This window comes from Pseudoduganella sp. GW821-FHT12E03, from assembly GCF_058807115.1.
Window position 1 is genome coordinate 321,114 of the sequence record NZ_JBXAQJ010000009.1, and the last position, 21,396, is coordinate 342,509.

The following is a 21,396-nucleotide window of genomic DNA, read 5'->3' on the forward strand; positions in this document are numbered from 1 at the left end:
CTAGTAGGTTTCCACCGTGCTGGCGGCGATATAGTCGAAGTCGATGTCTTCGCCCAGGCCCGGCAATTGGGACAGGTGCACGTAGCCGTCGGCATCCATCGGGTCCGGCAGGCTGCGCAGGTAGGCCGGCGCCTCGTCGTACTCGAGGAAGGGGTGCAGCAAGCCCCGCTCATACCAGCGGCAATTCTTGATGGCCGCCGTCACGGCCAGGTTGGCCGCGCCATTGCCGTGCACTTCGCAATCCATGCCGAACGCTTCGGCCAGCGCCGCCACTTTCATGGTCGGCGTGATGCCGCCGACACCGGGCACGCCGGCGCGCAGGATGTCGCAGGCGCCCGCCTGCGCCCAATCGGCGCGCGCATGGTGTTTGCCGGAAATCGATTCCGGGCCGACGATCGGGATATCGAGCTGGTTGGCCAGCCAGGCATACGATGCGATGCTTTGCTCGTTCATCATTTCCTCGAACCACGCGAAATTGAGCTTTTCCAGCGCGCGGCCAATGGTCAGCGCGTCGGTGCGGCTATACCAATGATACCCGTCCAGCATCAGCGCGATATCCGGTCCCACGGCTTCGCGCACCGCGGCGCACGCCTTGATGTCCATCGCCACGCTCGGCGCGAACGATACCGGCGGCATCCAGGTGTGCAGCTTGATGGCCTTGTAGCCCCGCTCCACCAGTTTCACGGCAAAGGCCGCGTATTCGTCCGGCGTCGACAGCCCGCCCTTCAACTCGTCGCCGCACATGGTGCTGCCATAAGCCGGCACCTTGTCGCGGTAAGCGCCCAGCAATTTATACACTGGTGTGTTCAGCTTGCGGCCCGCCAGGTCCCACAGCGCCTGCTCGATCACGGCCAGCGCGCGGTCGGTCAACTGGCCCGCGCTGCCGCGCTGCCAGTGCGCCAGTTCTTGCCACAGGCGTTCGCGGTCAAACGGGTCCTGTCCGATCAGGACCTTGCGGGCGAACGCCTCGAGCACGTGGGGCCGCACCACTTCGACCGGGCCGAACGCATGGCCGCTGGTGCCGTCATCGGCGGTGATGGTGACCATCGCCATGGTGGCGCGCTTTTCCGGGCCCGGATGCGAATGGCCCGCGCTATCGACACTGCGTTTGGTCAGGTAATGGAACACGGTTCCTTGTACACGTTCGATTTTCATTTGCTGCTTTCTCAGGAATAAAAAGAGCGGATGTGCCTTCACGCGTGGACAACTTCACGCGGCGCACCCGCCAAAGGGACGGTGCTGATCGCCAGGGTCGGGTTAGAAGTCGTAGCTGACCCGCGCGTTGTAGGCGCGGCCGATCGGGCTGGCGATGTTGTTGGCATATGCGGTCGCGTTCGAGTTGGTCACCGGCGGATTGGTGTCGAACAGGTTGCTGATGCCCAGGGTGATGTGGGTGTGCTTGATGCCCTTATAGGACAAGGTCCAGTTCCACACCGAATACGGCTTGATGTCGCGGAAGTATTCCGGCGCCACGTTGTTCAAGTCGTGGTAGCCGGTGTTGAAATTCTGTGTCAGTTGCGAGAACCAGTCGCCCTTGGCCCACGACATGCGCAGCGTGTGCTTCCAGCGGAACGTGTACGTCGGGCTGGCGCTGACGTTGCCGGAACCGACCGAGCCAAAGCGCCCCAGGTTGGAAATCCACGCGCCATCTTTCTCGTTCTGGTTTTCAAAGTTCGTCACGTAGGTGCCTTCCAGGCCCAGCTTGAAGTCGCCGTAGGCGTTCTTCGGGAAGGCGTAGCTCCAGCCCACGTCGATGCCGCTGGTACGCAAGTCGCCCAGGTTCATCACGGTGTTTTTCACATACGCCAGCGTGCCGTCGGGATTGCGCACGAACAGGTCGGCGTATTTCGTGGTGTTGGTGAAGATGGCGTTTTGCGGCAGCTGGCCGATGCTGTTGCTCAGCTGGATATTGAAGTAATCCAGCGACAGGATCATGTTGCGCATCGGTTCGAGCACCATGCCCAAGGTCAGGTTGCGCGACTCCTCCGGCAGCACGTCCGGGTTGCTGCCCTGCTGCACCGGCAGGAAGGCGTTGCACACCACCAGCGGATTGGCGCCCGCCACGGCCTTGCCGGTGCCGGTCTGGCCCATGGTGCCGGGGCACAGTTTCGGGTCGTCCCAGCGGCTGGTGGTCAGCGCGGTGGCGCCGGGCAAACGATAGCCATACCGGTCAAACAGGGTCGGCGCACGGAAACCGGTGCTGGCCGAGCCACGGAACATCAAGGTCTTGAACGGCTGATAGCGGAAGCTGGCTTTCGGATTGACGGTATTGCCGAAATCCGAATAGCGGTCGGCCCGCAGGGCGGCGTTGAGATTGAGTTCACTGGTCAGCGGCACGTCGATTTCCGCAAAGGCGGCGCTGATGTTGCGCTTGCCTTCCGCATAGCTGGGCAGGCGGTTCTGGTATGGCACGTTAATGACGCCATCGAGCGCGCGGTCGTCGTTGGCGTCGGCGTGGTATTCGGCACCGGTGGCAAAGGTCAGCGGGCCGCCGGCCAGTTGCATCAATTCGCGCGTCAAGGTCACATCCGCACCGGTGTAGCGGTTGGTGGTATGGCGGATCTGGCCGCCGTCGGCGGAAATGCTTTGCAGGTAAGCCAGGCCGGCCGCGTCTTGCGCGCCGAACGGGTTGAGGGTACCGTTGCGCACGCCTTCCTGCAATTTCGGGCCGTTCAGGTAACCCTGGCGGAACCACGAATCGCGCTGGCCACGGCTGTAGATAGTGCCGAGGCGGTAATCCCACTGCCCCAGGCGGCCCTCATCGGTGAGCACGAAGCGGGTGGCTTCCTGCTGGTCGCGCGCAATCGCCGGGCCCAGTTCGGCCACGCTCCACGACACGTTCAGGGTCGAACCATTCAAGCCCGCGATGGCCGGAACGCCGGCGCTGCCGCCCGGATAATATTTGCTGGCCGGCGTGATGGTGGCGACCGCATTGTTAAAACCCACCGTGGTAGTCGGCGCGCGCTGGGTCGTGATGTTTTCACGCGCATACAGCAATTCCGCCGTGATCAAATGCTCTTCCGACAGTTTCAAACTGCCCTTGGTGAAGGCCGTGGTTTGCGAATTGCCCGGCAGCGCCAGCACGTAGTAGTTCGAATTGAGGATGCAGGTGTTGCGGGTGGCCTGCATCGAGTACGGCGCCTTGCAGCCGCTGGCGTAATACGGATTGCCGGTGATGCCGGTGCTGGGAGAAAACACGTTGGCGGGGAACGCATAGGTGCCGCTGGTGGCGCGCGGTGCGATACCCAGTTGCGCCAGCAATTCCGGGCTGGACAATTCCGGACGGTCATTCGAATCGAGCGCGCTGCGCTTGTGCGTATCGATGGTGGCGTACACGTTCCAGCCATCGGTCTCCAGGTTGCCACGGCCGCCCAGGATGCTCAGGCGGTGTTCCCTGCCGCCGCCGGATTTTTCCGGTTGCACCGCCTGCGCGGTTACGTTGATGCCATTGTGGGTGCGCTTGGTGATGAAGTTCACCACGCCGCCGATGGCGTCGGTGCCGTAGGTCGACGAGGCGCCGTCACGCAGGACTTCCACGCGGCTCAATGCGCTCATGGGAATCATGTCGACATTGACGAAGCCGTTACTGAGCGGTTCGTTGACCATGCGGCGGCCATTGAGCAGCACCAGGGTGCGGTTGATGCCGATGCCGCGCATATTCATGTTGGTGCCAGCGCCGGCCGACGACGGCACGTTGGTCGCCCCCACCGGCAACGACGTCACGACATCGGCCATGGTGGTCAGCGCGGAATTGGCGAAATCATCGGCCTTGACGGTCGAGACGGGCAAGGCATTTTCCGCGGCCACGCGCTTGATGGTGGAGCCGGTGATTTCCACCTTGAGCATCGGCGCGGCGGCCTCGGTTTGCTGGGCCAGCACGTCAGCGTGGCCCGACAGGGCCAGGACGGCCAGGGCGATCGACGTCAGCGAAGTCGGCATGGCCAGCGCGGCCATGTTCGGGATGCGGCGAGGAATACGGCAAGGAATATGGCAAATGCGGCGGTACATGTTCTTGTCTCCTAGGGTTCGGATTCTTTGATCGATAGGCGCGCGGCTACGGCGCTGTGCACCGGTCCTTTTTATGCGCCTCCGCCACCTGCTCTGGGTAGCGAGACTTGCCCCTGATGTTGTCGTTGTTCGCACACCATGTTGTCGGTCGTCTGACAACTTGGAAGCAAGTATAATCACGACATTCCGAAAACGCAACCGGCGTTTTTCACACCCAGACTGTCATCCATGGATTCCAGCCACCCACTTGCCTCTTCCAAACCCCGCTCACTGGCGCAAGGCGTCGTCAACTATGTGGCGGAACTGATACGCGACAGCCGTATCGCCCCCGGCGAAAAAGTCCCGTCCGAAGCGGAAATCATCCGCGCTCTCGGCGTCAGCCGCTCCGTGGTGCGCGAAGCCATGTCGCACATGCAGGCCGCCGGCATGGTGGAGACCCTGCAGGGCAAAGGCACTTATGTACTGGAACGCAAGGGCCAAACCATGGGGCTGCAGGCGCGCGCCGGCATGAGCAAGGAACAGGTGCTGTCACTGCTGGAATTGCGCATCATGCTCGAGACCGAGGCAGCCGGCCTGGCCGCCACGCGCCGCAGCGAAGCCCAGCTGCAGCGCATCCGCGCCAGCCTGGACACCTTCCTGGCGCACTGCAACGAACCCGGCCACACCGCCGCCGACGATACCCAGCTGCACCTAGCCATTGCCCACGCCGCCAACAATCCCTACCTGCTCGATGTGCTGACCCACATCCACCAGGAACAACTGCCACTGGCGCGGCAAGCGTCCGCCCACATCCCGCGCGACGCGCCCGAGGTGTATATCGCCCGCGTACGCCTGGAACACGAAGACATCGTCGGCACCATCGCCCGGCAAGACCCGGAATCGGCACGCGCCGCCATGCGCACCCACCTGAGCAACAGCCGCGAACGCCTGCGCCGCGCACACGAACAATACGACGCCAGCCAGCGCTAACCCTTCCGCCCGGCCGCCATGTGCGGCTATTTTTACGCCTCAACTCGTCAGACGTCTGATGTATCAATGCAATAAAAAGCGGCTTGCACGGGACTCCGTGCAAGCCGCTTTCTGGAAACATTGCCGTTTAGATCAGGCTTTCGGCAAGCCCTTGGTCAACTCCACCCACGCCTGCGGCTGCGGCTTGGCCCGCTCCCGCACGCCAAAGAAGGTCACCACCAGCTCGCCCTCCTTGTCAAAGAATTCCACCGACGTGACGCCGGCGCGCTGCACCACATAGCCGCTCTTGAGCGCGCTGTCGCGCAAGTGCAGGTTGAAGTCCGGGTCCAGCACGTTGTACCAGGTGTCGCCGGCGCTGCCCGGGCTGGCCGCGGTTTTCGCGATGGCGCCGCTGAAGATTTGCGTCACGCCCGTGTTGCCGAGGAAGGCCATGATAGCCAGCTTTTGCTTCGCCGCCTCGTCCAGCAGCGATCGCACGGCTTGCGGTGACAGGCGCTGTACCGCGCCGGCCGGCGCCAGGCGCATCGCCTGCTCACGCGTCAAGCCGAATTCCGCCACCAGCCGGTTGAACTGGTGCACGTCCGTCATTTCCGTCCACGCCAGTTGGAATTCCTTGACGTCGACCGCACTGTCCGGCTTTTCCGCCGGTTTCGCGGGCGCCGCCACGATCGCCAGCGGCTGAAGCTGGTCCGGCGCGCGGAAGTCCGCCACCAGCTTGTCGAACACATTCACGGCGGCGTCATTTTTCAGGTACAGCTTGTGCACGGCATTGCCCTGCGCATCGAAAAATTGCAGGCTGCGGGCCAACTGGCCATCACGACCTGGTTGAACGACGGCAAACGCATGCTTCCAGTTGGCGAAATTAAAGCGCAAGTCGATTTCACCGCCGAGATAGCCACCGGCGATATTACGGCGGCGCGCTTCGCGCTCCGGGTCTTGCGACGGCGCGTCGTCATCCTGTTCCAGGCGCATGGCGACGCCGGTGCGTTCCAGCACACCGTTTTCATTGCGCGTCAGCGCCAGCACTTTGCCGAAGTCCAGTGCCCGGCGCATGATGCCGCGCGCAGTCGTGTCGTCATGCTTCAGCAGCACGGCGGTCTTGCCGATCCCCGTCGCCACCAGCTCCGCTTCCGATACGTTCAGCACGCGGGCCGCATCGCGGATCTGCAGTTTCGGCTGTTCGGTGCGCAGGATGGCCCAGCGCTCCGCCAGGGTGGCGGTCGGCGGGGTGACTGCCGGGGCAGCCGCTTGGACCGGCAGGACGCCCGCCACGATCAGCGCGCCGGTCAGCGCCATCAGATTGCGCATCATTCTGCGGCGGAAGGCGCGGCGGTAAGGATGGTTGCTCATTTCAGTCTCCAGGGATCAGTACATCAGTTTAAAGGTAACGGCGTAATTGCGGCCAAGGCGCGCCTGGCGTTCGATATCGGCCAGCGCCACCGCAGTGGCGCCGGCAGGCAGGCTGCGCGACGAGGCGTAATCCCAGTACTTGCGGTCGCCCACGTTGTAAATGCCGGCGGTGACGGTGGCGTGCTTTGCCACGTTCCAGTAGCCCGTCAGGTCCGCCACCGCGTAGCCGGGAATGGCGAAGAATGGCGTGGCGGTGTCCGACTGCGCCTGCTTGCCGCGCAGGAAAGCCGCCGTGAACGCGGTGCCGCCCCGCTTGGCGGGATCGTCCCACGCCAGGGTGACGCTGGCTTTATAGGGCAGCACGGAGGCCAGTGCGGTGGTGCGCCCGGTCTTCACATTGGTGGCCTTGCCGCGCGAGGCGCCGGCCGCCAGCGCCAGGCTGGCGCCTTGGGCCCACTGGTCCAGCGCGATGCGGGCACTGGCTTCACCGCCATGGACGCGGGCCTTGCCAATGTTTTCAGGGCGGTACAGGCCGAACGTGATGGTCGGGTAATTCACCGGGTCGGCAGGCTGCGCCACGTAATCGATAAAGTTCGCATAACGGGTGGTGAACAGCGAGGCGGCCAGTTGCACGCTGTGCGATGGCGCGCCTTTGACTCCCACTTCAAACGCATTGCTGGTTTCCTTTTTCAGGTTGCCATTGCCCAGCACCGCATAGCCATTGCCGGCGCCGGTATAGCTGAACGAGTCAAAGGTGCCGGTGCGCTCGGCGGCCGTCGGCATGCGCGCGCCACGGCTGTACGAACCATAGACATTCCATGCGGGCGACAGGTCCACCGACAGCGACAGGCTGGGCGTGACTGCGGTATCGCGCTCGTCGCGCAATTCCTTTGCGGCGGCCGGCACAGCCACCAGGTAGGCCTGCAAGTTCTTGGGCGACAACTCGCGCTGCTCGGCCCGCACACCGGGCGTCAGCAAGGCCGGCAAGCCGGCCAGGGTCAGGCTCACTTCTCCCCGCACATACGCCGCCAGCTTGCCGGTGTCCATGTCGGCCATGCGGTTCTTCGACGTGATCTGGTGCGCGCCGCCCGGCAGCACGGTGCGGTCTTCGCGCCAGGGACGGCGGGTTTCCTGCTGCTCGTAGGCCGCGCCATACACCAGCAGCACCGGCGGCAAGCCGCCCTGCCCCAGCTGTTTTTGCGCATCGAACGCCAGGCCACGGCTGTCGTTGTAATAACCGGTGTCGATATCGCGCAGGTACGGCTTGCCGCCGGTGATGTAGGACGCGTGCGTGCGGTCTTCCACCTGCGCATCCTGCGCGTACATGCGCGCGTCGACGGTGTCGAACAATGCGGTGGACACGGTCAGCGCATAATCGGCGCTGATACGGGTGCGGCGCGTGCGCGAATCCTGGCGCGCGCCTTCCGGATACAACGCCCCCTGCTTGTTGGCATAGACGCGGTCATGTTCGGCGCGGTAGGCATCGAGCGTAAGTCCCAGCTTGTGGCCCGCCAGCGGCGTCCATTGCAGCTTGCCCAGCAAGGCATCGGACGACCAGTCGTCTGGATTGACGGCGGCGCTGCCCGCGCTGTCGTGCTGGCGGCCATCGCGGCGCACCAGCACGGCCAGTGCTTCCACGTTGCCGGCGGCGGCGGCGCCGGTCAGCGCATGCATGCGGCTGCCGGTGACGGACTGGTAGCCGGCCTTGTATTCGGCATAGGTGCTTTTATCCTTGCCGACGTAATCGCCGGGCGACTTGGTGCCCAGTGCCACGCTGCCGCCCAGGCCCGGCGTGCCGGCGCCGGCCGGCGACGTGCCCGCCGTGATGCGCACGTCGCGCAAGGTTTCCGGGTCGAAGTAATCGCGGCCAATGCCGAAGGCATTCAATGACGTGGCGTCCGGCTTCGGCGCCGCGTCGGGCAGTGCAATGCCATCCACGTCGAGGCTGACGCGGTTGCCCTCGATGCCACGGATATTAAAGCCGGTATTGCCGGCGCCATCCCAGATATTGCCGGAGCCGCTGGCGGCCACCGGCACGCTGATCAGCGGCGCATAGCGGGCAATACCGCCCATGTCGGTGGCGCCATGACGTTCGATCTCGACGGCGGTGATGGTGGTGACGGTGCGGGCAGGCGCGTCGTCGCGCCTGGCGGTCACCAGCACTTCATTGAGTTGGGTTTGCGCCAAAGCGGGCGCGGCGCATGAGGTCAGCAGCAGCGCGGCGAGGCGCCGCAGCTTGCAGGGATGTGCAGCCATGGGATTCCAGTTGTTGAGGAGACAAAGCTGGCAATCAGGCTGGCAACCGGCACATATTAACAATAATGATTCTCATTTACAATTCAAAACGAGAATGGCCATTATCGCCGGATGGATATCTCCGGCAGCCGGTGGCGGGGTTGATTCAGGACTTGGGCTTGGTGGCCGGTGCAACGGGGGCTTGTGGCGCGGGCGTGCCGCTGTGCAGCGGCTTCGGCTGGTCCTTGCCGAGGATTTGCACGAAAATTTCGTTTTGCTTGAGCATCGACAGTTCGAAGCGGGCGCGCTCTTCCACGGCGCCGGTGCCGTCTTTCAGGTCACGCACTTCGGATTCAAGTTTGGCGTTGCGGCTTTTCAGCGCGGCATTTTTTTCCTGCGCAACGGACAGCTGGCCTTCCAGTTCGCGCACGCGCAACCAGCCGCCCTTTCCCAGCCACAGCGGGTATTGGATCAGCAACAGCAGGACAGCCAGGGCAAGGGTAATCAGACGCATAAAACGTAGGGCGGATTAATGGGCAACGCCCATTAATCCGCCATGCAAGTTACAGAATTACTTCAGGTTGTAGAACGCGTCACGGCCTGGGTAGGAAGCGATGTCGCCCAGATCTTCTTCGATGCGCAGCAGCTGGTTGTACTTGGCCATGCGGTCCGAACGGGACATCGAGCCGGTCTTGATCTGCAGCGCGTTGGTACCGACTGCGATATCAGCGATGGTCGAATCTTCGGTTTCGCCCGAGCGGTGCGAAATCACGGCGGTGTAGCCGGCGCGCTTGGCCATCTCGATGGCGGCGAAGGTTTCGGTCAGGGTGCCGATCTGGTTGATCTTGATCAGGATCGAGTTCGCGATACCTTTCTGGATGCCTTCTTTCAGGATCTTGGTGTTGGTGACGAACAGGTCGTCGCCCACCAGCTGTACTTTGCCGCTCAGCGCCTTGGTCAAGATTGCCCAGCCGTCCCAGTCGCCTTCGTGCATCGCGTCTTCGATCGAGATGATCGGGTACTTGTCGCACCAGGTCGACAGCAGGTTGGTGAATTCTTCAGCCGACAGCACCAGGCCTTCGCCTTCCAGGTGGTATTTGCCGTCCTTGTAGAACTCGGACGCCGCGCAGTCCAGGCCCAGGGCGATTTGCGTGCCTGGCTCATAGCCTGCTTCTTCGATCGCCTGGATGATCAGCTTGATGGCTTCTTCGTGCGAAGACAGCGATGGGGCAAAGCCGCCTTCGTCGCCAACGGCCGTGCTCAGGTTTTTCTTGTGCAGGATTTTCTTCAGCGTGTGGAACACTTCCGCGCCGTAGCGGATGGCTTCCTTGAACGATGGCGCGCCGACCGGGATGATCATGAATTCCTGGATGTCCAGGTTGTTGTCGGCGTGCGCGCCGCCATTGATCACGTTCATCATTGGCACTGGCAACTGCATCGCGCCCGAACCGCCGAAGTAGCGGTACAGCGGCAGGCCGGCTTCTTCCGCGGCGGCCTTGGCAACCGCCATCGACACGGCCAGCATCGCGTTCGCGCCCAGGCGCGACTTGTTTTCGGTGCCGTCCAGGTCGATCAGGGTGCGGTCCAGGAAAGCTTGTTCATTGGCGTCCAGGCCGATGATGGCTTCCGAGATTTCCGTGTTGATGTTTTCGCAGGCTTGCAGCACGCCCTTGCCGAAGTAGCGCTTGGCGTCGCCGTCACGCAGCTCGATGGCTTCACGCGAACCGGTCGATGCGCCCGACGGCACAGCGGCGCGGCCCATCACGCCCGATTCCAGCAGCACGTCGCATTCGACGGTTGGATTGCCGCGCGAGTCGATGATTTCACGGCCGATGATGTCTACGATTGCACTCATGTGTATCTCCAAACGAAGTTAAAAGCAAAATCTGGTTCGGGGCCGGCTGTCCTACCCCGGCAAAAAATTGCAGCAAGGATAACAGACGTAGCCCGGATGTAGAAGCGGGCCCGGCGTATCAGATATACGCCGGGCCCGCCCGGTAAATCACATTACTGCATCAATTGAAGCTGTTTTCCAGGAAACCAGCCTTCTTGGTGATGCGGTCCAATTCGATCAGCACGGACAGCAAATCTTTCATGCGTCCCAGCGGCACCGCGTTCGGGCCGTCCGACAGGGCCGTGGCCGGAGTCGGGTGGGTTTCCATGAACAGGCCGGCCACACCAACGGCAACGGCCGCGCGCGACAGTACCGGCACCATTTCACGCATGCCGCCCGACGACGTACCGTTACCGCCCGGCAGCTGCACCGAGTGGGTGGCGTCGAACACGACCGGCGCACCGGTGTCGCGCATGATCGCCAGCGAGCGCATGTCGGACACCAGGTTGTTGTAGCCAAACGAGGCGCCGCGCTCGCACGCCATGAAGTTGTCTTCGTTCAGTCCTTTGTCGCGGGCAGCGGCGCGGGCTTTGTCGATGACGTTTTTCATGTCGCCAGGAGCCAGGAACTGGCCCTTCTTGATATTGACCGGCTTGCCGGACTGCGCGCAGGCCGCGATAAAATCGGTCTGGCGGCAGAGGAAGGCCGGGGTTTGCAGCACGTCGACCACGGATGACACCACGTCGATTTCTTCAATCGAATGCACGTCGGTCAGCACCGGCACGCCCAGCTCACGTTTCACGTCACCGAGGATTTCCAGGCCTTTTTCCATACCTGGACCACGGTACGACGTGCCCGACGAACGATTCGCCTTGTCGAACGACGACTTGTAGATGAATGGAATGCCCAGTTCAGTGGTCATTTCTTTCAGCGCGCCGGCCGTGTCGAACGCCATCTGGCGCGATTCGATCACGCAAGTGCCGGCGATCAGGAAGAATGGCTGGTCAAGGCCAACGTCGAAACCGCACAGTTTCATGCCGCGTCCTCTTCAGAGACCACGTGCAACTGGCCTCCACGGGCCGCCTTGTTGGCCAGCGCCGCCTTGATGTACGACGTGAACAGCGGGTGGCCGTCGCGCGGGGTGGATTTGAATTCCGGGTGGTATTGCACGCCCATGTACCATGGGTGCGCATTGTCGCCGGTGCGCGGCAATTCCATGATTTCGCACAGGTCTTCGGTCGGCGTACGGGCCGCCACCACCAGGCCGGCGGCTTCCACGCGGCCCAGGTACAGGTTATTGGCTTCGTAGCGGTGACGGTGACGCTCGGTCACGACGCCGCCATAAATCTCGGCAGCCAGGGTACCCGGTTTCACGGCGCACGCTTGCGCGCCCAGGCGCATGGTGCCACCCAGGTCGGATTTCTCGTCGCGCTTTTCAACCTTGCCGTCCAGGCCTTGCCATTCATCGATCAGGGCGACCACAGGCTGGTCGGTTTCCGGTTCGAATTCGGTCGAGTTGGCGTTGGTCAGACCGGCCATGTGGCGCGCGTATTCGATCAGCGCCACTTGCATGCCCAGGCAAATGCCCAGGTAAGGGATTTTGTTTTCACGGGCGAACTGGGCGGCCTTGATCTTGCCTTCCACGCCGCGCTTGCCGAAGCCGCCCGGCACCAGGATCGCGTCGTACTGCGACAGGCTGGCGGCGCCGTTGGCTTCGATCTCTTCCGAGTCGATGTACTCGATGTTGACCTTGGACTCGTTGTGGATGCCGGCGTGACGCAGCGCTTCGGTCAGCGATTTGTACGATTCGGTCAGTTCCACATACTTGCCGACCATACCGATCGACACTTCGGCTTTCGGGTTTTCCAGCGTGTAGATCAGCTTGCTCCACATCGACAGGTCGGCCGGCGCCGGGTTCAAGTCCAGCGCTTCGCAAATGATTGCGTCCAGGCCCTGGTCGTGCAGCATTTGCGGCACTTTGTAGATGGTGTCAACGTCCCATACGGAAATCACGGCGCGCTCTTCGATGTTCGAGAACAGCGAAATCTTCGCGACTTCATCTTCCGGGATCTTGCGGTCGGCGCGGCACAGCAGCGCGTTCGGCGAAATGCCGATTTCACGCAGCTTTTGCACGGAGTGCTGGGTCGGCTTGGTTTTCAGTTCACCGGCGGACGCGATGTACGGCACCAGGGTCAGGTGCACGAACGCCGTGTTCTTGCGGCCAGCGCGCAGGCTTAACTGGCGTGCGGCTTCCAGGAATGGCAGCGATTCGATATCGCCGACGGTGCCACCGATTTCGCACAGGGCGACATCGTAGCCTTCCGCGCCACGGCGCACGTAATCCTGGATTTCATTGGTGATGTGCGGGATCACCTGGACGGTTTTGCCCAGGTATTCACCACGGCGCTCCTTGCGGATCACGGATTCGTAGATCTGGCCGGTGGTGAAGTTATTCACCTTGCGCATGCGGGTGGAGATGAAACGTTCGTAGTGGCCGAGGTCCAGGTCGGTCTCGGCGCCATCATCGGTAACAAACACTTCACCGTGCTGCATGGGGCTCATGGTGCCCGGATCGACGTTGATGTACGGATCCAGTTTGAGCATGGTGACTTTGAGGCCGCGCGATTCTAGGATCGCGGCGAGAGAGGCGGCGGCAATCCCTTTACCAAGGGAAGACACAACGCCGCCAGTGACGAAGACATATTTGGTCATGGGCAGATCGGGTGCCGGTCGGCACGATGCGGGAAATTAAAATTATAGCTCAATCTCGGGTCTTTCTCATCCCTACGTCTGCAAAAAACCAGTTATCAGCCTGCAAGCATAGGTAATTTGGCAATGTTGGCGGTTGGTGGCATGCCGCACAGAGGCTTGGCGGCAGGTGCAGGACAATGCAGTTTTAGAACAGGAGGACGCCATGACTACTTCAGAACGCGATGCCTACGGCATGTATGTCGATACCGGCCACCAAGGCCCCGGCCCTTCGCTGATGGGTGCCGACACCCTGATCGGCGACCACGTGCACAACCTGCAAGACGAGCACCTGGGCACGGTCAAGGAAATCATGCTCGATATGCAAACCGGCATGATCGCCTATGTCGTGATGGCCAGCGGCGGCGTGCTGACCATCGGCGAAAAACTGTTTGCCGTGCCCTGGGGAGCACTGACCCTGGACACCGCCAACAAGCGGTTCACCATGGATATCAGCAAGGAACGCATTGAAAACGCGCCCGGTTTCGATGCCGACCACTGGCCGGACATGGCCAACCAGACGTGGATGACGGAAGTGCACAGCTATTACCGGACCGACGCCGCGTCACGCTAAAGCACAGCCATGGGCGCGCACGATAGACGTACAACAATAATATCAAAAAAATAATTTAGTGCTAGCATCGCAACTTCCTGTTCTTTAGGGAACTTGCACATTGCTATGACCACGACTCTTAACGCTGTCGATATCGCCCAAGCCCTGCTCGGCATCAGTCAGACCAACCGCCTGCTGCGCCTGTCCTTTCCCAATGAGGATGGGCCGCAAGCCCTGCTATTGCCGAACCGCCTCGATGGCGACGAAGCGCTGTCGCGCGACTTCAGCTTCACGGTTGAAGTCTTGTCGGAAAACGCCAGACTGGCCTTAAAGGATGTCGAAGGGAAAATGGTAACCATTTCCCTGGTGCGCGAAGATGGCAGCCTGCGCTACTTCAATGGCTATGTCTTTGAATTCGCGCTGACCCGCACCGATGGCGGCTTCGCGTTTTACCGCATGCAACTGGGCCCGTGGCTGGCCTATCTGCGCCTGCGCCGCGACTATTACCTGTTCCACGGTAAAACCGTGCAGCAGCAGACCACGGAAATCTTCAATGACTACCCGCTGCCCGACTGGCAAACCCGCATCCACGGCGCCGACCCCGCGCTGACCGATGCCTGCCAGGCCGACGAAACCGATTACAACTACGTGCACCGGCGCTGGGAACAGCGCGGCTGGCATTACTGGTATGAACACCGCGCCGACGGCCACACACTGGTCCTGTCGGACGACTCGGCCGCCGCCGATCCCATCGACGGCGTCCCCACCATCGCCTACCAGCGCGAAGCGGGCGCCATGGAAGACGACGCCATCGGCGACTGGGCGCCCGTGCGGCGCACCATCCCGGCCAGCATTGCGCTGTCCAGTTTTGATTTCAAGTCGCCCCGCCCGCAAAGCATCACCGTGCCCACCATCCACCGCCAAGGCGCCGAGCCGCAACTGGAAGTGTATGAATACACGGGCGCCTATGGCTTCACGGCGGAAGACGACGGCAACGCCCAGGCGCGCCGCCGCATGGAGGAAATCGAAGCGGGCGGCAAGCGTTTCGAGGCCGCCGGCAACGACCGCACCGTGCAGCCGGGCCGCTGGTTCCAGCTGACCGGCCACTTCGACATCGCCCCGGATGGCGGCAACAGCCAGGATGGTGAATTCCTGATCGTGCGCACCCACCACAGCGCCAGCAACAATTACCACGCCAACGGCAGCCAGCCGGCCCAGTACAGCAATACGCTGACCTGCATCCGCAAGACCATCCCGTGGCGCCCGGGCCGTGGCTACAACAGCACCGAACCCAAACTGTACGGCCTGCAAACGGCCACCGTGGTCGGTCCGGCCGGCGAGGAAATCCATACCGACGAATTCGGCCGCATCCGCGTGCAATTCCACTGGGACCGCATCGGCCAGTTCGACGACAAGAGTTCCGCCTGGGTGCGCGTGGCCACCGCGTGGGCCGGCGCGAATTTCGGCATGACATCGATTCCCCGCATCGGCACTGAAGTCATCGTGCAATTCTTGGACGGCAACCCGGACCGCCCGCTCGTCACCGGCATGGTGCCGAACGCGCAAACCATGCCGCCGTGGACTTTGCCGGACAATAAAACCCAAAGCGGCATCCTGTCGCGCTCGACGCCGGGCGGGGCCTACAGCCATGCCAATGCGATCCGCTTCGAAGACAAGAAAGGCGCGGAGCAGCTGTGGCTGCATGCGGAGAAGGACCAACTGACGGAAGTCGAGCACGATGAGGATAAATGGGTCGGCAACGACCGCCGCAAGACCGTCGACCACGACGAGACCAATCACATCAAGCACGACCGGACCGAGACCGTTGACCACGATGAAACCATCACGGTGCACAACGACCGCAAGGAGCGGGTGGATCATAACGAGACCGTCAGTGTTGGGGATAACCGGACCGAGGATGTTGGGAAGAATGAGACGATTGATATTGGCGGCAACCGCAGCGTGACCATCGGCGGCAACAAGACCGAGACCGTCACCATGGCGAAGATGGAATCCATCGGACTGGCCAAGATGCTAACCATCGGCGCCGCGTATCAAACCACGGTCGGCGCCGCCATGAACACCACGGTGGCGTTGGCACAGGCCGAGGAAGTGGGCCTGTCGAAGACCGTCATGGTCGGCAAGTCGTTCAACATCACGGCCGGCGATGAATTCACCATCACGGTGGGCAAGTCCACCCTGACCATGTCGTCGGACGGCACCATCACCATCAACGGCCATACCATCGATTTGGGTACCACCGGCGAACAAACGTTCAAGGCTGATGGCAACATCACGATGAAGGCCAAGAAGATTCTGGAGAACTGATGTCGCAACCATGCATGACTGCGGCAGGCCAGGTCACGCCTGCATCGCCAGTGACGGCTGCCGACGAAGGCTTGCTGCATAAGGTTATTGCAGGCACCCCTGCTGGCAATGACGCGGGCACCCTGCCCCGCAACGCCAACGGCATAGCCACCGGCAGCCTGGCAGGTGTGGCAGGCGACGGCACGCCACTGGTAAGCATTGCCGCATGGGGCTTGAACGCCATCCCTGCGCGCACCCTGGCGCCGGTTGACGCCGCGCGCATCGGCGAGGCCGTGGCGCTGGGCTTTGAATCGGGCGATCCGCTGCGGCCCATTATCCTTGGCTTTATGCTGGCCCCTGCCGCCGTGCCTGCGCCGCCCGCCATGCTGAACGAAGCCGAACCGGCCATGGATGCGTTGATCGATGGTGAAAGAGTGGTGCTGTATGCGGAGCACGAAATCGAACTGCGCTGCGGCGACGCGGCCCTGATTCTCAGTGCCGATGGCCGCATCCAATTGCGCGGCACATACATTACCAGCCACGCCAGCGCCACCCAGCGCATCCTGGGCGGTTCGGTCAACGTCAACTGAAGGACCGCTGCACGTGGAACTGGTCGTCGCTTCTAAAAACCTGATAGCCGAAGTGGTGCCTGCATTGGACGTCGAAGGCAGAGAGCATCTGGTCATCGTCGTGAAGGCCAGTTGGCGCATCCCCGCCCCTGGCCAGCGCCCGATGCCGATTACTCCTACACCTTTCGAACCGGCCGACGTGTACGCGGGGGAGCCCGGGGAAAGCGCCATGTTGTATGGCTCGGACCTGGTGCGGTTCAAACCGCGCTGCGATGTGCTGTTCAATGCGCATGCGCATAGCCCGACAGGCGAACCGGTGACGGAAATGCTGGTGGGATGGCGGGTGGGTTCGCTGGAAAAAGGGTTACGGGTGATCGGACCACGTAAGTGGCAGCGTACGCTGGGCTGGAACAGCCTATCTTCGCCGGAACCGTTTGTGAAAATGCCGCTGCATTTCGGGCTGGCGTTTGGCGGCACGCGGACGTGGGAAAAAGGCGACGAGAAGTTGTCGGAAGCGCTGCGGACCAATCCCAGTGGCGCTGGCTGGTTTGGCAAAAACAGCAGGGATCAAATTGATGGGGCAGCTGCGCCGTGCCTGGAGTCGATCATGGATGCCGTGAGCAAGCCCGATGGGCCGCATGTCCCCATCGCGTTTTCAGCGGTGGGGCGACATTGGTCGCCGCGCAAGGATTTTGCGGGGACGTATGACGAACAGTGGCAGCGGGAAGTCGCGCCGTTTCTCCCCGCTGACTTTGACGAGCGCTTCCATCAATGCGCGCCGGAAGACCAGCAGATGGATTATCCGCAAGGTGGAGAAAACATTGTGCTCAAACACATGATGCCAGGTCGTCCCGACGTGCGCTTCGCACTTCCCCGGCTCGATCACATGAAGATTCGCGTGATGCGTACGGACTACAGCACGGAAGAACCGCGTGTACTGGCCGACACGCTGTATTTCGAGCCGGATGACGAACGCTTTTCCGTGGTGTGGCGCAGCAGCATTCCCATCCGGCGCCGCATCCAGGAATTTGAAACCGTTGCGGTCGGCCCGATTAATTCACAGTGGTGGTCGGCCAAGACCAGCGGCGTCCAGGGCGGCTGTGCCGGATGTGGCCCCGACGTGCCGTTCACAGAATAACGCCTTCGACTACTGCAATCACCTATGCAAACTCATGTCTATGCCAACGGGATGGAAATTGCTTGTAAAGCGGCAGCGTCTGACGGCGTTTCTCCGCAAGCCTTTCCCGATCCTTGCTGGAGTCCGCCCGGCCCTGCCGCCGGGCCGATCATCATCCCTTATCCCAACACCTGCTATGCCAACAGCATTTCCAATGGCACCCGCACCGTTTCCATTTGTGGGCAGGAAGTGGCTATCGAGGACCAATCGTTTTTTTCAACCAGCACCGGTAACGAGCCCGCCACACAGGCCTTCAAGAAGGGCGTAAAAACCGGGGTCATCAAAGGTAAGGCGTACTTTACGCAGTGGTCGTTTGACGTCGTGTTCGAAGGGTTTGGTGTACCTAGGCATCAAGATCTTGTTGGGCATAATCATGGTTCGATGCCCAGTAATACGGCTGTTTTTCCCTATATAGCGCGCAGCTTTACGGGCAGTGCATGCAAGCAGGAGGAAAAACGCATTGAACGTGCCTGCAAACCAGAGGCTGAAGATTCCGAGGCCCGCAAAAACTTGCGCAAGAAAAGCCCGCTTCTCAACGCTCTAAAGGCAGCGAAAGTGCCGAAACCCGCAAAAAAGGGCAAACCGGACCAATCGCATTGGACAGATGATCATTGTGATGGCTTGGGTGTAAGTATTGGGAACAATCTGAAAAACGCCAAGGATTACATAGATAACATGAAGGATATCTATAGTAACCTTCCCGGCGAACTACAGATTATGCAAGCTCTGAAAGATGAGCTACAGGAAATGGTTACCAAAGCCGGGGCCAAAGCATTTGCCAAATGGGGGGCTCGTGCCGCAGTGAAGCAAGGGGCTGGTAGTGTAGTACCCGGCTGGGGCAATGCGGCAATGGCTGTAGTGTCGGGCGTAGACGCCGTACTTACAGTAGGAGACATTTCGGAAATCCGCCGCGTCGCTATCGAATCGCTGGAAAAACTGGATATTCTGCAAAAGAAAGGACAGGATTTGCATGATTTGTCGAAAAAGTTCAAAAACTTCGATTCGAAAAATACTGGGGCGGAAACCCTGAAATTGGGTGCTGAAGGTCAAGACTTGCTTGCAACGCTAAACGATTGTACGCGAGCACGCAAATGCAATCTTGTGCCCAAAGGAAAGAAAGACGGTTCGCGGAATGTAGAAACTGCTGACGGTAAGGGTTGTTGCCCTGGCCAGACAGGCCATCATCTTATTTATGACGCCATGATTAAGGATGCGAACTGCCCAGGGTACGAATATGACACTGCACCGACTGTATGTGTTGAGGGAGGATCGCAGCACCATGGAAGCCATCTGCGGGTACACGATGCAATGGATGAGCAAACTCAAAGTCTCGCCGACTCGAAAAAGCTAGTTAACGGGACGATGAGTATGAATGATGCAATCAATGCTGCCGTTAAGTCGCACAAGAAAGCTTTTCCATCGTCTCGTTGTAAGGATAATTGCATTAAAGCCCAACTGGAGGGGTATTACAACAGCAAATGTCCGAGCGCTCGCCCTAAAGCCGTCGACAAAACAGGCACGCAGAAGCAACCTAGAGACAATAACTCCAGATAAGGAAACATATGTTTATTGACAAGCAAGGCTGGAAAAAAAGATTCAAAGGATGGGTCATCACTGATTGCGCCGTACGTGACCAAAATATTATCTACTTCGCCCTGAGGAAGGATTTACCTGACGAGGAAGCCTCTCGCCTTTTCGATCATGACATTCCTGTTCGGCTCGTCAATATATATCTTGACGAGCCCTCCCCGGCTCTACGCCATGGTTGTTCAGAAGGAACGGGATATAGCAAACCACGTCTTGGCATCACCCTTAAACCGAAAGGGCAAGCGTTGTTGGCTGCAAGGAATAGCGGCGGACAGACGATGATAGTTGGGAGCGGCGAATGGCCGGATGAATTCATTCATCCCGATGGATGGCCGATGCCTTGGCGTATTAAATGCATAAATAGTTATGCATACTCAGTTGGCGGTCAGCGCAAAATTTACAAGCGAGTTGATATCGGAAAATGGGAACGTTTCGCCGATTTGCCATGGTCGGAACATATCGAACGAGTAGGCTTTAACGATATGGATGCCTTTACCGAAACCGACATGTACGCCGTCGGCGGCCACGGCGACGTCTGGCACTTTGACGGCAACACCTGGAAGCAAATGGGCTTCCCCTCGAACGTCCAGCTAGCCACTGTCACCTGCGCTGGCGACGGCAACGTCTACATTTCGGGTGAAGGAGGCAGTCTGTGGGTCGGCAAAAAGTCCACCTGGAAGCGCATCTATGAAGGTGGATCCAGCATTCTGTGGAACGACGTGCTGTGGTTCGACAACAAGCTCTGGCTGGCCTCCGACTATCAATTCCGCATCTGGGACGGCAAGGCGATGCAATCGGTGGAACACAAGGGCGAAAGCATACCCGCCTACGGCCACATGGATGCACGCGACGGCTTGTTGTTGGTTGCAAGCCCGCATGCCGTATGGAGCTTTGACGGCAAGGAATGGAAAACCATCGTCGCTCCTTACCTCGATTGAACAGACAAGCGAATTTGCCGAGTATGAAATTCTGGAAATGGCCTAGTGAAGCTCCGGCGCCAGTGACTTTGCAGGGCCCCGTGTCGTTGCGGGTGGTGGCGCGCGCGATGTGTTGCTCCGTTGGGCATCACGCGCGCGCAGCAACAGCCGCCATCAATGCCCACATGAACCACTTCCGTGAAACCGAATTTGTCGACGACAGCGGCGACGCTCTCATTGGCGCGGCGCTGCATGAGGTTCCTGTTTGGGGCGCAGAGCGCCTGCGCCTGATGTTACACGCCGTCGTCGCAGAAGGCCTGCAACCAGCCAACGAGATAGGTCTGCACACTGAACAGATAGCTATCATGCTGCTGACACCTGAAGCGGAGCGCCCCGGGATGCCGCACGATGCGTTGGCCGATGACCTGGCAGATCTGGCGGCAGGCAATGTTCCAGGTATGGGGCCGTTCCATGCGAAGTCGGCCATGTATGCCTATGGTAAAGCGGGCATCGCCCGCCTCTTGCAAGAGGCGGGCGATGTGCTGGCAGAGGACGATGCACCAAGCCACGTGTTACTGGTTGCAGTCGACTCGCTGCTCGATGCCGGAGCTATCGAACATTTTTTGGCCTGCGAACGTCTTGCCACCACTGACAATGCGGATGGCTTTATTCCCGGAGAGGGCGCCGCAGCCCTTTTATTGAGTATCCAGGCAGCAGACCAGCCTGCGCTCTGGATCGAATCAGGTGCAACCGCCTTGGAAAGCTGGCGTATCGGTGGCGACGTCCCGCTACGTGCCAATGGTTTGGTCAATGCCATGCGAGAAGCCGAGCGCGCAGCAGGCATTAAAGTTGGCGCGCTGGACTTTCACGCCAGCGGCATGACTGGCGAAAGCTGGTACGCCAAGGAAGTCAGCCTTGCAGTGACGCGCGTGCTGGAGCATCGCAAACCGGAATTCCCGCATTCCATCCTCGCCAGCCGGGTTGGTGAAACCGGTGCGGCCGCCTCGGTGTTGACACTCGCCTGGCTAAGCGATGTCATGGGCCGGTCGGAAAATGGGCCCGGGCGTAGTGCCCTGCTGCATTTTGCTGGCGATGACGGACACCGGTGTGCGCTTGTCGTGCGCCATCGGCAATAGCGCCGC

General features: G+C 60.9%; 16 protein-coding genes. 8 read left to right on the forward strand and 8 right to left on the reverse strand.

The window, feature by feature from the left end:
* Both AC1RRC_RS23440 and AC1RRC_RS23445 read right to left on the reverse strand, forming a co-directional pair.
* A complete protein-coding gene (locus AC1RRC_RS23440) occupies positions 1–1,155 on the reverse strand; it encodes a mandelate racemase family protein (protein WP_493057942.1) in 1,155 nt (384 codons plus the stop codon).
* A 102-nt stretch (positions 1,156–1,257) separates the two neighbouring features.
* Positions 1,258–4,008: a TonB-dependent receptor plug domain-containing protein gene (locus AC1RRC_RS23445; protein ID WP_493057943.1), complete on the reverse strand. Its 2,751-nt coding sequence runs from the start codon at positions 4,006–4,008 to the stop codon at positions 1,258–1,260.
* A 228-nt stretch (positions 4,009–4,236) separates the two neighbouring features.
* Here AC1RRC_RS23445 and AC1RRC_RS23450 point away from each other — a divergent pair, with 228 nt between their 5' ends.
* The gene (locus AC1RRC_RS23450; protein WP_493057944.1) at positions 4,237–4,977 is read left to right on the forward strand and encodes a FadR/GntR family transcriptional regulator; all 741 of its coding nucleotides are present in this window, start codon (positions 4,237–4,239) and stop codon (positions 4,975–4,977) included.
* Positions 4,978–5,109: 132 nt separating this feature from the next.
* Here the strand turns inward: AC1RRC_RS23450 and AC1RRC_RS23455 are convergent, their stop codons facing one another.
* The 6 genes from AC1RRC_RS23455 to pyrG all read right to left on the reverse strand — a co-directional run bounded on the left by AC1RRC_RS23455 (position 5,110) and on the right by pyrG (position 13,108).
* The gene (locus tag AC1RRC_RS23455; protein ID WP_493057945.1) at positions 5,110–6,327 is read right to left on the reverse strand and encodes a hemin-degrading factor; all 1,218 of its coding nucleotides are present in this window, start codon (positions 6,325–6,327) and stop codon (positions 5,110–5,112) included.
* Positions 6,328–6,342: 15 nt separating this feature from the next.
* Positions 6,343–8,583, reverse strand: a complete 2,241-nt coding sequence (locus AC1RRC_RS23460; RefSeq protein WP_493057946.1) for a TonB-dependent receptor domain-containing protein — start codon at positions 8,581–8,583, stop codon at positions 6,343–6,345.
* A 145-nt stretch (positions 8,584–8,728) separates the two neighbouring features.
* Positions 8,729–9,076: a cell division protein FtsB gene (gene ftsB, locus AC1RRC_RS23465; protein ID WP_493057947.1), complete on the reverse strand. Its 348-nt coding sequence runs from the start codon at positions 9,074–9,076 to the stop codon at positions 8,729–8,731.
* 57 nt (positions 9,077–9,133) lie between these two features.
* Positions 9,134–10,417: a phosphopyruvate hydratase gene (gene eno / locus AC1RRC_RS23470; RefSeq protein ID WP_493057948.1), complete on the reverse strand. Its 1,284-nt coding sequence runs from the start codon at positions 10,415–10,417 to the stop codon at positions 9,134–9,136.
* A 160-nt stretch (positions 10,418–10,577) separates the two neighbouring features.
* Positions 10,578–11,432, reverse strand: coding sequence for a 3-deoxy-8-phosphooctulonate synthase (kdsA, locus tag AC1RRC_RS23475; RefSeq protein ID WP_493057949.1), 855 nt, complete (start codon positions 11,430–11,432; stop codon positions 10,578–10,580).
* Entirely contained in the window at positions 11,429–13,108 is a 1,680-nt protein-coding gene (gene pyrG / locus AC1RRC_RS23480; protein WP_493057950.1) for a CTP synthase, read from the reverse strand. The genes kdsA and pyrG overlap by 4 nt, the downstream gene beginning before the upstream one ends.
* A gap of 202 nt (positions 13,109–13,310) precedes the next feature.
* Between pyrG and AC1RRC_RS23485 the strand changes: the two genes are divergently transcribed.
* The 7 genes from AC1RRC_RS23485 to AC1RRC_RS23515 all read left to right on the forward strand — a co-directional run bounded on the left by AC1RRC_RS23485 (position 13,311) and on the right by AC1RRC_RS23515 (position 21,390).
* Positions 13,311–13,718, forward strand: coding sequence for a PRC-barrel domain-containing protein (locus AC1RRC_RS23485; RefSeq protein ID WP_493057951.1), 408 nt, complete (start codon positions 13,311–13,313; stop codon positions 13,716–13,718).
* A gap of 105 nt (positions 13,719–13,823) precedes the next feature.
* Positions 13,824–16,025, forward strand: coding sequence for a type VI secretion system Vgr family protein (locus AC1RRC_RS23490; RefSeq protein WP_493057952.1), 2,202 nt, complete (start codon positions 13,824–13,826; stop codon positions 16,023–16,025).
* Positions 16,025–16,594: a DUF6484 domain-containing protein gene (locus AC1RRC_RS23495; protein WP_493057953.1), complete on the forward strand. Its 570-nt coding sequence runs from the start codon at positions 16,025–16,027 to the stop codon at positions 16,592–16,594. The genes AC1RRC_RS23490 and AC1RRC_RS23495 overlap by 1 nt, the downstream gene beginning before the upstream one ends.
* A gap of 13 nt (positions 16,595–16,607) precedes the next feature.
* On the forward strand, positions 16,608–17,711 hold the full coding sequence (locus tag AC1RRC_RS23500; protein WP_493057954.1) for a DUF2169 family type VI secretion system accessory protein: 1,104 nt from the start codon (positions 16,608–16,610) through the stop codon (positions 17,709–17,711).
* A gap of 24 nt (positions 17,712–17,735) precedes the next feature.
* Positions 17,736–19,304 (forward strand): PAAR-like domain-containing protein, encoded by a 1,569-nt coding sequence (locus AC1RRC_RS23505; protein ID WP_493057955.1) that lies wholly within the window; start codon positions 17,736–17,738, stop codon positions 19,302–19,304.
* Positions 19,305–19,312: 8 nt separating this feature from the next.
* Positions 19,313–20,275 carry a beta propeller repeat protein gene (locus AC1RRC_RS23510; protein WP_493057956.1) on the forward strand — a complete coding sequence of 321 codons (963 nt, stop codon included), beginning with the start codon at positions 19,313–19,315 and terminating at the stop codon, positions 20,273–20,275.
* A 164-nt stretch (positions 20,276–20,439) separates the two neighbouring features.
* Positions 20,440–21,390 carry a hypothetical protein gene (locus tag AC1RRC_RS23515; protein WP_493057957.1) on the forward strand — a complete coding sequence of 317 codons (951 nt, stop codon included), beginning with the start codon at positions 20,440–20,442 and terminating at the stop codon, positions 21,388–21,390.
* Positions 21,391–21,396 lie beyond the last annotated feature (6 nt).

What these genes read in the sequence shown, in the direction of transcription:
- AC1RRC_RS23485 (WP_493057951.1), top strand. Translation starts at nt 13,311, where the DNA reads ATGACTACTTCAGAACGCGATGCCTACGGCATGTATGTCGATACCGGC.
- AC1RRC_RS23515 (WP_493057957.1), top strand. Translation starts at nt 20,440, where the DNA reads ATGAACCACTTCCGTGAAACCGAATTTGTCGACGACAGCGGCGACGCT.
- kdsA (WP_493057949.1), bottom strand. Translation starts at nt 11,432, where the DNA reads ATGAAACTGTGCGGTTTCGACGTTGGCCTTGACCAGCCATTCTTCCTG.
- eno (WP_493057948.1), bottom strand. Translation starts at nt 10,417, where the DNA reads ATGAGTGCAATCGTAGACATCATCGGCCGTGAAATCATCGACTCGCGC.
- AC1RRC_RS23450 (WP_493057944.1), top strand. Translation starts at nt 4,237, where the DNA reads ATGGATTCCAGCCACCCACTTGCCTCTTCCAAACCCCGCTCACTGGCG.
- AC1RRC_RS23495 (WP_493057953.1), top strand. Translation starts at nt 16,025, where the DNA reads ATGTCGCAACCATGCATGACTGCGGCAGGCCAGGTCACGCCTGCATCG.
- AC1RRC_RS23490 (WP_493057952.1), top strand. Translation starts at nt 13,824, where the DNA reads ATGACCACGACTCTTAACGCTGTCGATATCGCCCAAGCCCTGCTCGGC.
- AC1RRC_RS23455 (WP_493057945.1), bottom strand. Translation starts at nt 6,327, where the DNA reads ATGAGCAACCATCCTTACCGCCGCGCCTTCCGCCGCAGAATGATGCGC.
- pyrG (WP_493057950.1), bottom strand. Translation starts at nt 13,108, where the DNA reads ATGACCAAATATGTCTTCGTCACTGGCGGCGTTGTGTCTTCCCTTGGT.
- AC1RRC_RS23440 (WP_493057942.1), bottom strand. Translation starts at nt 1,155, where the DNA reads ATGAAAATCGAACGTGTACAAGGAACCGTGTTCCATTACCTGACCAAA.
- AC1RRC_RS23510 (WP_493057956.1), top strand. Translation starts at nt 19,313, where the DNA reads ATGTTTATTGACAAGCAAGGCTGGAAAAAAAGATTCAAAGGATGGGTC.
- AC1RRC_RS23505 (WP_493057955.1), top strand. Translation starts at nt 17,736, where the DNA reads ATGCAAACTCATGTCTATGCCAACGGGATGGAAATTGCTTGTAAAGCG.
- ftsB (WP_493057947.1), bottom strand. Translation starts at nt 9,076, where the DNA reads ATGCGTCTGATTACCCTTGCCCTGGCTGTCCTGCTGTTGCTGATCCAA.
- AC1RRC_RS23445 (WP_493057943.1), bottom strand. Translation starts at nt 4,008, where the DNA reads ATGTACCGCCGCATTTGCCATATTCCTTGCCGTATTCCTCGCCGCATC.
- AC1RRC_RS23460 (WP_493057946.1), bottom strand. Translation starts at nt 8,583, where the DNA reads ATGGCTGCACATCCCTGCAAGCTGCGGCGCCTCGCCGCGCTGCTGCTG.